Annotated in this window: 14 protein-coding genes; 4 read left to right on the top strand and 10 right to left on the bottom strand. The window is 41.3% G+C overall.

Features of this window, described 5'->3' with window-relative positions:
- Positions 1 to 61: 61 nt before the first annotated feature.
- The 10 genes from mshL to SFRI_RS19310 all read right to left on the bottom strand — a co-directional run bounded on the left by mshL (position 62) and on the right by SFRI_RS19310 (position 11,002).
- Positions 62 to 1,732: a pilus (MSHA type) biogenesis protein MshL gene (mshL, locus tag SFRI_RS19265; RefSeq protein ID WP_011639166.1), complete on the bottom strand. Its 1,671-nt coding sequence runs from the start codon at positions 1,730 to 1,732 to the stop codon at positions 62 to 64.
- Positions 1,733 to 1,745: 13 nt separating this feature from the next.
- Positions 1,746 to 2,048, bottom strand: a complete 303-nt coding sequence (locus SFRI_RS19270; protein ID WP_041413799.1) for an MSHA biogenesis protein MshK — start codon at positions 2,046 to 2,048, stop codon at positions 1,746 to 1,748.
- Positions 2,049 to 2,052: 4 nt separating this feature from the next.
- A complete protein-coding gene (locus SFRI_RS19275; RefSeq protein WP_011639168.1) occupies positions 2,053 to 2,709 on the bottom strand; it encodes a hypothetical protein in 657 nt (218 codons plus the stop codon).
- Positions 2,706 to 3,326, bottom strand: a complete 621-nt coding sequence (locus SFRI_RS19280; protein WP_041413243.1) for a hypothetical protein — start codon at positions 3,324 to 3,326, stop codon at positions 2,706 to 2,708. The genes SFRI_RS19275 and SFRI_RS19280 overlap by 4 nt, the downstream gene beginning before the upstream one ends.
- Positions 3,323 to 4,204: a hypothetical protein gene (locus SFRI_RS19285; RefSeq protein ID WP_041413800.1), complete on the bottom strand. Its 882-nt coding sequence runs from the start codon at positions 4,202 to 4,204 to the stop codon at positions 3,323 to 3,325. The genes SFRI_RS19280 and SFRI_RS19285 overlap by 4 nt, the downstream gene beginning before the upstream one ends.
- Before the next feature lie 286 nt (positions 4,205 to 4,490).
- The gene (gene csrD, locus SFRI_RS19290; protein WP_011639171.1) at positions 4,491 to 6,401 is read right to left on the bottom strand and encodes an RNase E specificity factor CsrD; all 1,911 of its coding nucleotides are present in this window, start codon (positions 6,399 to 6,401) and stop codon (positions 4,491 to 4,493) included.
- Between the two features lie 203 nt (positions 6,402 to 6,604).
- Positions 6,605 to 7,852 carry a malic enzyme-like NAD(P)-binding protein gene (locus SFRI_RS19295; RefSeq protein ID WP_011639172.1) on the bottom strand — a complete coding sequence of 416 codons (1,248 nt, stop codon included), beginning with the start codon at positions 7,850 to 7,852 and terminating at the stop codon, positions 6,605 to 6,607.
- A gap of 433 nt (positions 7,853 to 8,285) precedes the next feature.
- Positions 8,286 to 8,498 (bottom strand): 50S ribosomal protein L31, encoded by a 213-nt coding sequence (rpmE, locus tag SFRI_RS19300; RefSeq protein WP_011639173.1) that lies wholly within the window; start codon positions 8,496 to 8,498, stop codon positions 8,286 to 8,288.
- A 142-nt stretch (positions 8,499 to 8,640) separates the two neighbouring features.
- Complete coding sequence (locus SFRI_RS19305; RefSeq protein WP_011639174.1) at positions 8,641 to 9,876, bottom strand: FimV/HubP family polar landmark protein; 1,236 nt, start codon at positions 9,874 to 9,876, stop codon at positions 8,641 to 8,643.
- 289 nt (positions 9,877 to 10,165) lie between these two features.
- Entirely contained in the window at positions 10,166 to 11,002 is an 837-nt protein-coding gene (locus SFRI_RS19310) for a FimV/HubP family polar landmark protein (RefSeq protein ID WP_011639175.1), read from the bottom strand.
- Positions 11,003 to 11,086: 84 nt separating this feature from the next.
- Here SFRI_RS19310 and priA point away from each other — a divergent pair, with 84 nt between their 5' ends.
- The 4 genes from priA to hslV all read left to right on the top strand — a co-directional run bounded on the left by priA (position 11,087) and on the right by hslV (position 16,504).
- Positions 11,087 to 13,282, top strand: a complete 2,196-nt coding sequence (gene priA / locus SFRI_RS19315) for a primosomal protein N' (RefSeq protein ID WP_011639176.1) — start codon at positions 11,087 to 11,089, stop codon at positions 13,280 to 13,282.
- A 179-nt stretch (positions 13,283 to 13,461) separates the two neighbouring features.
- On the top strand, positions 13,462 to 15,207 hold the full coding sequence (argS, locus tag SFRI_RS19320; RefSeq protein ID WP_011639177.1) for an arginine--tRNA ligase: 1,746 nt from the start codon (positions 13,462 to 13,464) through the stop codon (positions 15,205 to 15,207).
- Positions 15,208 to 15,209: 2 nt separating this feature from the next.
- A complete protein-coding gene (locus tag SFRI_RS19325) occupies positions 15,210 to 15,809 on the top strand; it encodes an SPOR domain-containing protein (RefSeq protein ID WP_011639178.1) in 600 nt (199 codons plus the stop codon).
- 170 nt (positions 15,810 to 15,979) lie between these two features.
- Positions 15,980 to 16,504 carry an ATP-dependent protease subunit HslV gene (gene hslV, locus SFRI_RS19330; RefSeq protein ID WP_011639179.1) on the top strand — a complete coding sequence of 175 codons (525 nt, stop codon included), beginning with the start codon at positions 15,980 to 15,982 and terminating at the stop codon, positions 16,502 to 16,504.
- The last annotated feature ends 15 nt before the right edge of the window (positions 16,505 to 16,519 follow it).

Raw genomic sequence — 16,519 nt, forward strand, 5'->3', positions numbered from 1 at the left:
GCTATCCCTTATCAATTTCGACCGCTATTTTTAATCGTCAATTATCTACCGCCAACGGTCGCTATTTAGAAGGATACCAACGCTCGATTAAATCTTGTGAACGCTTTAATTCATCCTTCCATGTGTCTCCACCAACAACAGTCGGTTTCAACATAATAATCAATTCAGTTTTCTTTTTAGATTTAGTACGGCTGGTAAACGCTTCCCCCAGAAAAGGAATGTCACCTAATAACGGTACTTTTGATACAGTTTCAATGTTCTCACTCTTCATTAAGCCACCAATAACAACCACATCACCTGATGCAGCGCGGATAACGGTATCCGACTCACGGATCTCACTTTGAGCAAGAGGCAGTTCTAATGTTGAATCACTAATTTTAATTTCTTTAGTTTGTGAGGTCACATCGATTACCGACGGATGAACATGCAATATTACATTGCCATATTCATCAATCTGCGGGGTTACATCTAACGCAATACCAGAGAAAAATGGCGTTAGTTCAACCTGCGGCGTCGTTACCGGAGTGGTACCCGCTACAGTCGTTGAGGATACATCGGTAACAAAGTATTCGTCATTGCCCACCTTAATTACCGCTTTTTGGTTATTAGAAGCGGTAACACGAGGGCTTGAAAGTACATCAACATCACCTTGGGTATCGAGCAAGTTAATAATGGTGCTGAAATCACTTCCGGTGAAATTAATCGAGGTTACACCGCCAATTGCAGACGTAATCGCATTACTTAACCCTTGTCCTGCAGAAGTGCTGAAATCAATGTTGGTACTGCCTGCATGACCTAGGACATTTTCCCACTGGATCCCTTGTTGGTAACCATCAGATAAAGTGACTTCTATAATTTTCGCTTCCAAAATCACTTGGCGCTGTAGATGGCTTTCGGCTATTTGTAAGAAACTTCGAATTTGACGTAACTCATCAGGGAAAGCTCGAACAGTAACAAGCCCAGCTTGAGGGGTTACCACAACTTGTCGTCCGCCACCTGTTTCACCCATGATTGACATTAATGTGGCTTGTAGCTCGCCCCAAAAATCTGTCTTGGTTGTTGAACGAATAAACGTACCATTGGTATTGTCACTGCTGTTCGAATTTCCATTGCTACTATTACTATTCGAACTACTGTTACTGCTGTTGCTATTACTATTGTTACTGCCATTGCTTGAATTATTGTTTTGGTCTGAAATGCGCCCTGAGCTAACGGAGGTTAATGACAACCCTTCACGTTGCATGTAGATATAATTCAAGGGGAAAGTTTCGGTTCTCATACCCGACGGGAATACACGTAAAATACGACCTTCTCGATTCACTTCGTATCCATAAATGTCTTCAACAACTTGAATGGCTTCAGACAAAGTTACTGCCTTTAAAGATAGAGAAATTTTACCTTGTACATCAGGATGTACCGCGACACTCAATGGAGTGTCTTTTACTAAGCTGGGGAAAAAAACTCTCGCATCAACTTCATTGGCTGATACATCAAAACGACGCTCGGCAGGCAACGCTCTTGCTGATTGGCTCAACACATTATTACCATTAAGCTCGCGCTGAACATCTTCAGGCATTGCCGCTGGAGGTGGCGTAATGGCTTGACTCGCCTCAGCTTGCTGCCTTGACTCATTCAAAGCCGCTTTCGCTGTTTGTGGGTCGGGTCTATCTGTCGTTTGGCAAGCAACTAAGCACAGCGACATCAGAGGAGTAACATATCTAATCACATTCATTTTTATTCTTATCCTATCGCTCTGTTATCGACTGAAATAGCTGAAGTTTTCTTCCATCTGACAAGATTACATAATCCTTGCTAATCTTTGATACTCGTAATCCACTACCGCTAATAGCATCACCTGCTGAAAGAATAATATTATTAATAACCGCATAGGTATTCTGTCCGTTAACAATGCTGTTTAATACCAAAGATTGATTATCTGCTTTGGCTTGCACAGCAATAAAGCCCTGCCCCGGTAAGGTTGGATCTCGTAATGTTTGGGCGTTAGCAGCCGACATTAATAGCATCATTAGGCAGGATGCATACGCCATGGCACTAATCTTGTTTCGCAACACTGATAAAGTCCTTGTTCACACTAAGTGTGTAAAGTTCTAATTCAACTAACGCATCGGGATGAGATTCAACACGGTAATCTAAACGCTTCCAATACAATTTATCGGGCATACTTTCCACAGCTTTAATAAACGCTAAAATAGAAAAGTAATCGCCTTGTAACGTCAACTTAATACCATGGCTGTAAAGATTAACTTTACTACCATCACCCACTTGTAATAAGGCTTTGGGCGCAATAGAGGCAAACGAAATGAGCGAGACGCCCTTCACATTGCCCAGCAAGTTGGCTAATACTGTCGGCATATAATCCGCAGGAACCATATCAACCATTTGATTAGCGAGTTCGGCATCCATCAATTGCATCTGTTCAGTAATCAACTGTAATCGTTGTTGATAATCTTGATTGGGATCGAGCTGTAAACGCTCTTCATAAAGCGCCACTTGTTGTAATGAAATCGAATTTTCTTGTTCGAGTCCCTTTAGTTGATTCTGGACACTTTGCTGTTGCTTCCACAATGACTCTAGTGGCATAAACAGCAACATCCCAATGACAACGAATAAGGCAACCGTAATCAATATCCGCTCTCGTGGACTTAGTTCATTAAATTTTGACGACCACACCAGCCATTGTTGCTTCATTGTGCGAGCTCCTTAGCAACGGGCTGACTTATCAATTTAAACGCCAACGGCTGTACTTCACCGCGGTCCATTGTCATCGCTGAAAATGCATAACCTTTTAACGTTGAAGTAGTTTTTAATTTATCAATCCACAGTGGAATACTTTGAGGGTTACGACCATAACCTTCAAACTCAATTCGCTGAGCGCTAGTGTTTTGTTGCTCAATAGTAATATGACTCAACCACACATTGCTATCTGCCACGGCAGCCAAGTCGGTCAACATTGGCGAGTAACCCTGGCTTATCATCGTTTTGCGCTGACTAAGCTCATCTTTTAGTAGTTTTTTAAGATCTAATCGTTGTTGTTCAAGTTCAACCTTTGCTACCAAATCTGCATTAGGTTTACGTAAAGCAATTTGTTGTTCTAGCTGTGTCTTTTGGTTAGTTAACCGACTTTTTGTGCTGTTTGCTTGTTGATTTAACCTTTGCAATTCATCGGTATGCCACAGCCCTACAACATAAAGAACTGCACAACCTCCGGTGAAAAAAGCCAATGCCAGCATCATTCTTGCAAAGGTCAGCCTTTGCTTTTTCGGCAACAAATCTGCGGTATATAAATTAACACTGGTTTTTATCACACTTCACCTCGAGCTAATTCTTGCAACGCTAACTGCGCGAGTAAATTCGATACGCCATCATGATTAACCGCAACCACTTTTTGATTAAAGTTAGCACTAACGAGATTGGCCAATGATGAACTATCACCTTCAGCCAAGATGCTAATTGATCCTACTGGAGCTTGACGTAATTGGCTTTCAAAATAATCCATAGAACGTTGAATTTCTAAACTGAGATTATCGGCTAAGCCCTGCTTTAATTCTTCTAGAGTCGCTTTATTTAGATGGTTAAATCCTCTAACGCGACGTTGCATTAGCACTTCGCCCGCTTTAACAACTAGCAATAACAATTCTTGTTGCGGCAAGTGAGCGACTAACATATGCGCCATATTATCGTGGGCTAATACATGACTTAATGCCAATTCTTCAATACTGACCCCAGCAATATCTAATCCATTGGCATCACAAGCACTGGCCAATTGCATTAAAAATTGACGACTACTGACTACCACATTCACTTTTGAACTGGAAATGAAACTGGACTCGAAATAATCTAAATGAATATCAGTGACTGGCTCGGACACCATATCTTTAACGGACCAAATTAACGCTTGAGTGACTTCACCAGGTTCAACATTGGGTTTTTCAACTTGTAATAATTGATAATACTGCTGCGATAGCACTAATTGAACACGAACTCGGCCAAACTGACTCTTTAATGCTTCAAACGCTTGAGACCAATTGTTTTTTTGTACCAGAAACTGGCTGATAACAGGTGCTAATTGACCTTGTTGTGGCTTACACACCCACAGGGAATTACTGGCGATAAATACGCCTACATTACCCATAAATTGCGATGTCTGCCAAAAGGCTAGTTTACTCAAAAAACCATTGTCCATTGCGTGGCCCATATTCGCTAACATATTAATTATTTAAGATTACTGATGATAAATATATCAGCAAAAATGACATTTTTAAGCCAATGTACAAACATATAACATCAAGATGATTCGAATAAGCTGCATTGTCTTTTCTAGTATTATTGGTCAAGCCCATAACAATTAAACTTTGTTACTGATGCGTTAACGTAATAACTGACTATTAATATAGCGCATATTGAATGAAAATAGAGTGCAATCTATTGATAAACAAGATCTAACTTAAACAAACATAGCATTATATGACTTAAACTTCAGATCTTTGCCCCAAAAAATCGCCTTGGGCTGCACTCACACCAAGAATTTTTAACGTTTGCCATTCTTCAAAACATTCAACGCCCTCGGCAATCACTTTCACTTCGGCTCTATAAAGGCCACCAATGAGACTTCGTATAAATAATTGATTTTCTGAACGTTGATCTACCCGGCGCACGATAGAGCGATGTAGTTTTACTAAATCAAAGTGATACTCCTGGATATAGTGAGTACCCACAACAGATTGACCAACGTTATCTACTGCCAATTTTGCGCCCATTTTTCTCAACATATCGAGAGTTTTAACTAACAAAGTATTTTTCTGATTTTTGACAATAATGTCTTCAGAAACTTCAAAAATAAGTCGTGCGGCTAAAGGGCGATGCTCTAATAAGGTAGATTGTACCCAACGTACAAATGCCCTACTGGTTAAACTATCAAGGCTTAAGTTAATACTGTAAATAGACTCATTATCGGACATTAACCTAAAGAGTACTTGTTCCAGTACTTGCCTCTCAACCTGCGGCATTAACCCACACTTGTTAGCCATGGGAATAAACAATGTAGCGCGAACATCATTACCTTTTAAATCACGAGCGCGGCTAAATATTTCATAGTGCATAATTTGATTATCACTATCGATAATGGCTTGTTGTAAGGTAAAAAAGCGTTTGGACACCAATGCATTTTCAATAAAACTACGCCAACGAACAGACCCTTTAGCGATTTCCTCATCTAACGCGCCTTTATCGTACATAAACCAGTTATTAACACGTTGCAGTTGCGCAGCTCGAAGTGCCATTTCGGCCTCTTCAATAAGCTGAACTTGTAAATCTCCAGCGTTAAAAAAAGCACTGCCTAAATGTAAAAAATTATCCGGATTGCCAATGCCATAAAAAGGTAATGCAAGGCAGGTTTTGAGTATTCGTTGCGCTAGTTGGTCGGCTTCTACTAGTGACAATTGTGGCACGATAATGACTAATTGTGAGTAACTGCGGCGGGCAAAAATACTGTCTTCGTATTGAACGAGTGCGGCTGTAATGGCTTCCGTTGTTAATGACAGCATTGCCTTAACGCCGCTTTCACCGTATTGGTCTTCCACTAAGTCAACATCATCAAATTCAATTAACATCAATACGCCATGAGCTACCATTTTTTGATTATGGCTTAATCCATCGAGACGATTTTGAAAGAATATCGGGTTACCAATCTGAGTTTGTTTATCAAGAAAAGTATCTTTACGAATAAATTGATCTAAGCGACCACGTTCTTTATGAGCATCATCCAACTCTGCAAGCAATTTACTGATAGCACGATTGATCATCCGTGGTTTACCATTTGTCGGCATATCGGCTGCTTGCTTTAAATGTCCCTCTAAAATGAGTTTACTTCGTTGAGCAAGTTGTTCAATTCCATCTAACTCTCTGGAGTACCAGCCATAACCAAAACGCACAAAAATTCCTATGCTGATAAAACCAATAACAAGAATAATGAGCTCGTGCCAGCCGAGATCATGTAGAGAAAATGGCGGTGGCATAATTAACGTCATAGATAATTTTCCATGGCTTAATTCGGTCTTATAGAGCGTTAAACTGCTTTTAACGATATCGGCTTGGTCACGATGAAATTGATAAACTAATTGGTTGTCTTGCGACAGGGAGAATTCAACCGCTTTATAAGCTGTCAATAAAGGAGGTAACCAAGTAGAAAATTGACTACTGCCATGTTGTTGATAGTCGTCAGCTAACATGGTTTCTAACTCAGCCACTTTCTGCTGTTGGAAATTGTAGGTCAATTGAGTAAAACCCATCACCGCACACAGTAAAAATACAAATGCCACCGCAGCTAATGAAAGCAGCCAAAAGCTGGTCAGTTTTTTAGTAAGGATCTTGGTGAGTTTCATTTATCCGCTATCCTGCTGGATTTATTTTATTAATGACTCCAATGCTATCCAGTATAACGATTGTGCTACACAACTTCACTAATCGTTTTTAATCACGCTTATCTCAGGCCTATAAAAAAGGGGCAAAAGCCCCTTTTACTAATGACAACAGACCTCATTAATCCCTGTTCAGATTAATAAACCTGATTATTTATACTTGCTTATTACACTTTGTATTCAGTCGGTAATGTGGTGATTTTTGCCACCCCTGAATCGATAGCCGCTTGCGATACTGCGCGAGCTACCAGCGGCAGTAATCTTGGGTCCATTGGTTTAGGCAGCACATATTGTGGGCCAAAACTCAATGATGACACGTTAGGATAAGCCGCTAACACCTCAGCAGGAACAGGCTCTTTAGCGAGGTTAGCAATAGCATATACAGCAGCTAGCTTCATTTCGTCATTAATGACCGCAGCTCGAACATCGAGTGCGCCTCGAAAAATAAACGGGAAGCACAATACATTGTTCACTTGATTTGGATAGTCACTACGACCAGTACCCATAATTAAGTCTTTACGGATGTTATGAGCTAATTCAGGTTTAATTTCAGGATCAGGATTTGAACAGGCAAAGATCACCGGATTAGGCGCCATTAACGCAATATCATCGGCAGCCAATAAATCTGCACCCGACAGTCCTAAAAATACATCGGCATCTTTAATCACATCTTGCAGGGTGCGTTTATCGGTATTGTTAGCAAATAACGCTTTATATTCATTGAGATCTTCACGACGCGTATGAATCACCCCTTGCCTGTCTAACATATAAACATTTTCACGTAACGCGCCACATTTAACAATCATCGTCATACATGCAATAGCAGCTGCACCAGCGCCTAAACAAACAAAAATAGCATCATCAATTTTTTTACCTTGAATTTCCAGAGCATTCAACATGCCTGCTGCCGTGACAATAGCGGTGCCGTGTTGATCGTCATGAAATACCGGAATATTACATCGCTTAATCAGCTCTTGTTCAATTTCAAAACATTCAGGCGCCTTGATATCTTCTAAGTTAATCCCGCCGAAGGTATCAGCAATAGATTCGACGGTATTAATAAAATCTTCCGTTGTACGGTGTTTCACTTCAATATCAATCGAATCAATATTCGCAAACCGTTTAAACAGAAGTGACTTGCCTTCCATAACCGGTTTTGACGCTAATGGGCCTAAATTACCTAGACCTAAAATAGCCGTGCCGTTGGTAATAACCGCTACTGTATTACCTTTATTGGTATATCGATAAGCGTTTTCAGGATTAGATGCAATCTCTCTAACAGGCTCTGCTACCCCAGGACTATAGGCCAATGCTAGATCATGGCTTGATTGAGCCGGTTTCGTCAGGCAAACAGCTGTTTTACCTGGTACTGGGAACTCATGATAATCGAGAGCTTGTTGACGAATATCTGACATTTTATACATCCTGAAATGCGCTATCTATGAAGGAAAGTATGATCCGCTGTCCACATTAACAGTGAGCTTGCTGGCCATCTAAAATTTTAATAACAATACGCTAATACAGAGATTATATAAATCAAAAACTAAGTGATAGGAGGTGTTGTGAGTCGAAACAGAGGGTACGTTTTATTATTCTAACTAATCGAACATGAATATATATAAATCAATAAGTTAAAAATGTAGGAAAATAACAAGATTTACGATAGTAATCGGATATAGACATCGATATTTGCAGTTTATTTTGTCTAAATAACAATAAAGTGAGGTTTGTGTTTTTTTGTATTGTTTACCACTAAAAAATTAGTTTTCTTCACAGCACAATACAATAGTAATATCAAAAAACAAAAAAGGCGCCAAAGGCGCCTTATTCAAGTAAATTGCAATGCAATTACTTTTTACCAAGCATACCAAAACGCTTGTTGAACTTGTCAATACGACCACCAGTATCAACAACTTTCTGAGTACCAGTGTAGAATGGGTGACATGCACCACATACGTCCAAGTGTAGGTTTTTACCTGCAGTTGAGTTCACTTTGATGATGTTACCACAAGTACAAGTTGCAGTGATTTCAGCGTAATTTGGGTGAATACCTGTTTTCATTTTGGGCTACCTTAAATTGAAGGCCATGTCGCTCTCCCAACCCGAAGTTGAGCACCACATGCAGTTAATAACAATATGTTTTAGGCGCGAGATAATACAGTGTCTCTAATACACAAACAAGTAGAATTTCTAATCGATACTATTATTGGCGATGCGTGCGCTCTAGTGCTTCATAGGTGATTTGTGCCTTAGATGAATTTTGATGTTGCTTTAACATCTCACCTGATGGGCATTGTAAACGGCTATCAGACATCAATAAGTAGATTTTACCATTGGCAAACGCATCTGGGTTTGCCTCATAAATCGCTAGTATTGCGCCATAGACACTGATTTGCCATTGTCGATAATAACGATCAGCAACTCGCCATAAAGTGTCTTGAGGGAATTTATCCATTACGCAGATGTTATCTTGGCCATAAGTCGGTAGAGATAGCTTGGCTACGTTCTTAATTGGCAATGGCTGAGGCAATATTTTCGTTTCATGAATAGCCGCCAATAACTCATTACTTTCAGATTTTTTACTGTCCATATCATTCATCGAACCATTGCTCAATACCGGCTGGGTGGCGATAACAGTTGCTGGCACTGTTAGAGTAGGCATTGGTACTACTTGAGACTTACCGCGTTGACTGGCGACTAAATTGTCGAATGTTATCTTATCTACAGCGACATTTTGATAGCGCAAAAGAGTCGCCATTGATGGACAACGTAACGAGCTGCCTAATTGCAGTAGACTAATTTTATCTTGATAGAATGCAGAGGGATTCGTTTGATAAAGCGCAAGCATTGCACCATAAATATTTGAATTCCATTGTTTACGGTAGCGCACCGCTATTTTCCATAAAGTATCATTCGGTAACTGATTTATCTGACAATTATTCAGATTTTTTTGCGTTGTAGTTACCTGAGGTATAGCAATGGCCTTGCGACTTATTGTTGTTGGCATAGAAGTCGATAATGCCGAGGCTGACTTCATGGTTTTAATGGCTACAGGCTGGTATTGACTCTGAACAATGGCTTGAGAAAATAAAGGTACAGGTGAGTATTGTAGCCATTTAGCATTACGGTATTCAGAAACAATGAGTGCTGCATCTTGATCGCGTATTTTCTCGGTACCACTTAATACAAATACATCACGATCACGCTGTTCAACTTCAAGCTTTTCTAACACAATATTATCTTGATAAATTTGGCGCAAATAAAATGTCAGCCGCGATAAATCATGGTGATCGGTTATAATGTTCACGGTTAACTGAGGAGATTGTCCACTTTCAAATGGAATAGTATCAATACTGATATGACTGACTTGTGCAATAGCAGTTGAAATACTATCAACGGCCAATAATGCTAATACTGCTAGCACCTTAAAGCTTTTCATTAAATCAATCCTTTCGATTATAAACCGCTTCAGCACAGCGTAAAACACGCCGTAAAACCATGATGTTAAATTCACTTATACACCAACAAATAAAATGCTCATGCTTAGCTCGTCAGCACTGTAATTTATTATTATTGTTTACTTTTTTAACCTTATCATTGAGCCAAATCATAAGTATTAACACGCGCAACTATATAAACTAACATAACCAGCTGCAACTAATTACTGATAAACAAAAGTAAATACTCGATTAAGCACTACTTTTTATCACTAATTATGATCAGAAACCTTATTTAGCAGCATGTTTTGCTTCAATAACCTCAAAGACTTTTTTATCTACTGCTTTATTATTGTATCCGGCCAAAATAGCCGTTGATGGGCAATTCAACGAAACATCTTTGAGTAATAAATGAATTTTTTGCTTGGAAAAAGCCAACAAGTTAGCCTCAAAAATAGCTAACATCGCACCATAAACACTGGTATGCCATTGCTCTTTGTAACGGTTCGCTATACGCCATAATGTGTCACTATTATCTCGCTCAATTAAACATCCCGCGTGTTGAGAAGCTTCGGTTTTGGATGGGGCGGATTGTGGTTCTGCTAATGATGTAGCCTGATCCAAACCGCTATCATCTTGGCGACTTTTGGATGCTTTTGTACTAGCGGTGTCTTTTGCTACTGGCAGTACTCGAGGCTTTTCAATATAAGGGACTAAGGTTGCACTATTAACTGAATAAGGTGCATCAAATAACGCTATTACTGCTAACGTAACCGCTCCCGCCTCAGTGTTTTCGGTAACGATTAACTGTGCATTTGAATCACTGACAATATCTGTACCCTTGAGCTGCAACAAAAAACGATTAATACTCTGCACAGCTAACTTCTGTTGCAGCACGTTCCTACCATCCAAGTTGCCATCCAAGTTGCCATCCAGCTGACGAATATAAAACCTTAACCGCGATGCATCATCATTTTGTGCCACAATATTGATTTTTAATTGCGGTTCATTATTCAATTCAAATTGACGACTATTGATACTGACATGATTCACTTGAGCCATTGGCGTAGCAATATAGCCCAATACCCCAAATACTAGGATGATGACCTCAATAAGTCCTTTACGCATATATATGTTGCCCTATCTCTTTGATGACACTTAGAGGTAAACTGATCCGCAATCCACTATCGAATTGAAAAATGATGAAGTCTTATGCCCGTGTTTGTTGAAGTCGCCTTACCCGTCCCATTACGCAGAAACTTTAGCTATCGCGTAAAAGACGAACAACAAGCAGGATTGCAAATCGGTCTTCGAGTAAAAGTCCCTTTTGGCCCTCAACAACTCATCGGCTTAATTACTGCTATTACTGACAGCTGTGACTTAGCACCGCAACAAATAAAATCGGTAACTGCAGTACTAGATGATGCCCCATTGTTACCCGATTCGCTATATAAATTAACCCTCTGGGCCGCCCGGTATTACTTTACGACTCAAGGACAAATGCTCAGCCAAGCGTTGCCTGTCGCATTGAGAAAAGGCCTCGAAGCGGCGCCGCAAGCGGTGGTTGAATATCATTTAAGCCCCGAAGGGCGCAATGCTGATTCTAGCGTATTAAAACGTGCTCCAGCACAGAAAAAACTGTACGAGTTATTGCTTGCAAACCCTATCAGCCAAGATGATTTCACCACCCAACAATTAAGCAAAGCGGCATTAAAAGCATTAGAACAAAAACAATGGATTGAACGGCAGCAAAAAGTACTTAGTCATGATTTAAGCTGGCGCCAACAGCTTATTATGAATGAGTCACCTCATAAACTGAACAAACAGCAAGCCGTCGCAGTTTCAGTGCTTACTCAACAACAAGGGTTTCATTGCACCTTATTAGAAGGCATTACTGGCTCTGGCAAAACCGAGGTCTACCTCACCTTGCTTGAGACAATTTTAAAACAAGGTAAACAAGCACTGATCCTCGTGCCTGAAATTGGCTTAACACCGCAAACCATTAATCGCTTCAAGCGTCGTTTTGAAGTCAATGTTGCCGTGATACATTCCGGATTAACCGATAATCAACGCCTAGAAGCTTGGCGTCAGGCTCGTGTCGGTGAAGCAGCAATTATTATCGGCACTCGCTCAGCACTCTTTACCCCAATGGCTTATCCAGGGTTAATTATTCTTGATGAAGAGCATGACAGCAGCTTTAAGCAGCAGGAAGGTGTGCGTTACCACGCACGTGACTTGGCGGTAATGCGTGGGCATCTTGAAGATATTCAAGTGGTATTAGGCTCCGCAACGCCATCATTAGAAACCTTACAAAATGCGCTATCAGGCCGCTATCATCACTTGGAACTGAGTGAACGCGCTGGTGCTGCGCAAAAGGTTAAGCAAGGTATTGTCGATATTACCTCGCAACCATTAAAAGCTGGCATGTCGACATCATTAATTAATGAAATGCGTATGCACCTTGATGCGGGTAATCAGGTACTGCTATTTCTAAACCGCCGCGGATTTGCTCCGGCCTTACTTTGTCATGAATGCGGCCATTTACATGAGTGCGATCGTTGTGATGCTTTTTTTACCGTCCATCAAGGCTTAAACGAGATTTGTTGCCATCACTGCGGCAATCAATACGCTATCCCGCGCCAATGCCATCAATGTGGTAGCACCATGCTAATGGGCCACGGTTTGGGTACTGAACAACTAGAACAAGAATTGATTAAACTGTTTCCCAAATACCCGGTTGTCCGCATTGACCGAGACACCACCAGACGTAAAGGCTCCCTTGAACAACAGCTCAAAGGGATTTACATGGGTAAATATAAAATTTTGGTCGGCACCCAAATGCTCGCCAAAGGACATCACTTTCCCGATGTCACCTTAGTCGGTTTACTTGACGTCGATGGTGCATTGTTCAGCGCAGACTTTCGCGCACCAGAACGTTTTGGGCAGCTATACACTCAAGTTTCAGGTCGTGCTGGCCGTGCAGACAAACCCGGTAAAGTGCTACTGCAAACCCATCAAAGTGATAACCCCATTTTACGTGATCTGTTAAAACGCGGTTATGGCGAGTTTGCTCGCAGTCAGCTAAAAGAGCGCCAACAAGCATTATTACCACCCGCATGGCACATGGTTCTAATTCGTGCAGAAGCACATTTAGCCGAAGATGCTGATGCTTTTCTAGCGCGCACTAGCGAGCTACTACCACAAGATAAAGACTTTGAAATTATTGGCCCAATTCCGGCGCCGCTAGATCGTAAAGCAGGAAAATACCGACGCCAATTAATACTGCAAGCTAAAAGTCGTCAGCGCTTGCAAACCGAATTCGAACGCGTATTAGCACTCATTGAACAAATACCTGAAAGTAAGCGATGCCGTTGGAGCATCGATCGAGATCCGCAGGATTTGATGTAAAGCTGCATTTTTACTAAGCCAACGGACCCTATATCTGTCATAAACTTCGCTTAGGTTGATAATCAGCATAAAAAAACCAATATTTCCGTTAAAGCAGATAGCAATCACCCCCCATAAACGGCTAAAATATGCGGTTCCGTCATGTCATTCATTTAACGAATTAGTGCAAGCAAACGCCCATGAAATCACATATTGAATCTTTACTAGAACAAACCATCGAATCCTTCAAACAGCAAGGAATTGTGCCGGCTGATTTTCAAGCTCGCATTCAGGTCGATCGCACTAAAGATAAAAGTCATGGTGACTTAGCGACTAACCTTGCAATGATGCTGACCAAAGTAGCTAAAAAGAACCCACGCGAATTAGCACAGCTAATTATTGATACCTTGCCAGCATCATCTTATGTGGCCAAAGTAGAAATTGCCGGTCCGGGTTTTATTAACTTTTTCATTGATGACAATGCATTAGCTAATCAACTACAACAAGCGCTGACCAGCGACCATTTAGGGGTGGCTTTACCGACTAAGCAAACCATCGTTGTCGACTATTCTTCGCCAAACTTAGCCAAAGAAATGCACGTAGGCCACTTACGCTCAACCATCATTGGTGACAGCGTCGTGCGCGCACTCGAGTATTTAGGCCATAACGTCATTCGCCAAAACCACGTCGGCGATTGGGGCACTCAGTTTGGTATGCTACTGGCGTTAATGGAAGAGTTACGCGCAGCCAATGGCGAACAAGCCAAAATGGAATTGTCTGACTTAGAAAGTTTTTATCGTGCGGCTAAAGTACGTTTTGATGAGTCTACTGAATTTGCTACTCGTGCCCGTCAACTTGTCGTCGCATTACAATCAGGTGATGAATACTGCAATAAGCTATGGCGCGAATTTAACGACATCTCTTTAAGCCATTGTCATGATGTATATAAGCGTTTAGGCGTTAGCTTAACCCGCGCAGATGTTCACGGCGAAAGTGCCTACAATGCCGACTTAGCCCAAGTAGTTAAAGATTTAGACGCCCAAGGCCTGTTAAGCGAAAGCAATGGCGCTAAAGTGGTATTCCAAGAAGCATTTCGTAATAAAGAAGGCGAGCCTTTACCGGTTATTATTCAAAAAGCAGATGGTGGCTATTTATACGCAACCTCAGATCTTGCTGCTATGCGTTACCGCTCAAACGTACTAAAAGCCGACCGCGCCATGTACTTTGTCGATTTACGTCAAGCGCTGCACTTCCAACAAGTGTTTAGCCTTGCCAAACTCGCTAAATTTGTTCGCCCTGAAATGTCGTTAGAGCACACAGGCTTTGGCACCATGAATGGTGAAGATGGTCGTCCATTTAAAACCCGTTCAGGCGGAGTAGTTAAATTAGTTGATTTACTGGATGAAGCCGATGTTCGCGCACTTGAGCTGGTTCGCAGTAAAAACCCAGATATGGATGAAGCAACCCTCACTGAAATTGCTCGCGTAGTGGGTATCAGCTCAGTTAAGTATGCCGATCTGTCCAAGAACCGTACCAGTGATTATATTTTTAGTTTTGAGCAAATGCTTAGTTTTGAAGGTAATACAGCACCTTATCTACTATATGCCTACACCCGAGTAGCCGGTATTTTTAAACGTGCAACGGATATTGATCTTAGCCAAGCTAAGATTGTGCTTGAGCATGAAAAAGAAAAAGACTTAGGTACTAAACTGGCGCAATTTGGTGAAGTGTTAACTCGCATGACAGACAAAGGCTTGCCGCATGTATTATGTGGTTACCTTTATGAACTAGCGAGTGAGTTTTCGAGTTTCTATGAAGCTTGCCCAGTGCTTGCTGCCGAAACTGAAGCGCAAAAGCAAAGCCGTTTATTGCTTGCACAATTAACCGCTAAAACCTTAAAAACGGGCTTGTCGCTGCTTGGCATTGAAACCCTAGAGCGGATGTAATCATGAGTCGTGACTACGCAAATCGCAAACCTCGTGCGGGCGCTAAAGCCCGTGCGCCACAACGAAAAAAAGCACCTAAACGCTCTTTTCCTTACTTGGCTGTTTTTGTGATACTCACCTTAGTCATAGGTTTTGGTTATTTCTTATGGTCCATTAATGGCAGCTCCGACTCATCCGTCGTATCAGAGCCAGCTCAACAACCCAAAAAGAAAACGGTATCAACCGCGACTGTAGAAGCACCAAAAAAAGTGATCAAGAAAGATCCTAATGCACTACCACCTAAGCCACAGGAAGAATGGACTTATCTGGAAGAGCTTGAAAACAAGCAAGTTGAAATAGACTTGCCGCAAACTGGCGTAGTGTCTAGTGGCATTTATCAAATGCAATGTGGATCGTTTAGGCAAGAGTCGCAAGCAAATGAAATGAAGGCCAGAATTGCCTTCCAAGGTGCAGAGGCACAAGTGCGTCGCAGCGAAGGTACCAATGGCGTATGGTATCGCGTGGTATTAGGACCTTATCCTAACAAGCGCGATGCTGAACATAATCGTCATAAGATGCAGAACGCAGGTTTAAATGGCTGCTTGATTTGGTTGTGGGAATAACACTGCTGGTCTGATATTGCTGTATAAATCACTTTAGCCCTGTTCTCTGTAACAGGGCTTTTTGTTATCCATCGCTTGATATCTGTCATTTTGTCCCCATATCCATTTTATCAATCAACAATTGCATTCACCCTAATGACCCGTTGATGTATTAGTGAAGAGGATTTACCGTGACTACTATCGTATCCGTACGCCGTAATAATCAAGTTGTCATCGCTGGTGATGGCCAAGTGTCTCTAGGCAATACCGTGATGAAAGGTAATGCACGTAAAGTGCGCCGCCTATACCACAATAAAGTATTAGCCGGTTTTGCTGGCGGTACTGCCGATGCATTTACTCTTTTTGAGCGTTTTGAAGCCAAGCTCGAAATGCATCAAGGCCATTTATTAAAATCTGCCGTAGAGCTTGCCAAAGATTGGCGTAGCGACAAAATGCTGCGTAAGCTCGAAGCTATGTTGGTTGTGGCTGATACTGAATCATCATTAATTATTACCGGTAATGGCGACGTCGTTCAACCGGAATATGACTTAATTGCGATTGGTTCTGGCGGAAACTATGCTCATGCATCAGCCTTAGCATTACTGCAAAATACTGAGTTAAGCGCGGAAGAAATAGCAGAAAAATCACTGACGATTGCAGGCGATATTTGCGTATTCACCAACCAATTCAAAACTATCGAAAAGTTAGACTACTAATTCGAGCGTTAATAA

Origin of the sequence: Shewanella frigidimarina NCIMB 400, assembly GCF_000014705.1 — a bacterium.
GTDB lineage: Bacteria > Pseudomonadota > Gammaproteobacteria > Enterobacterales > Shewanellaceae > Shewanella > Shewanella frigidimarina.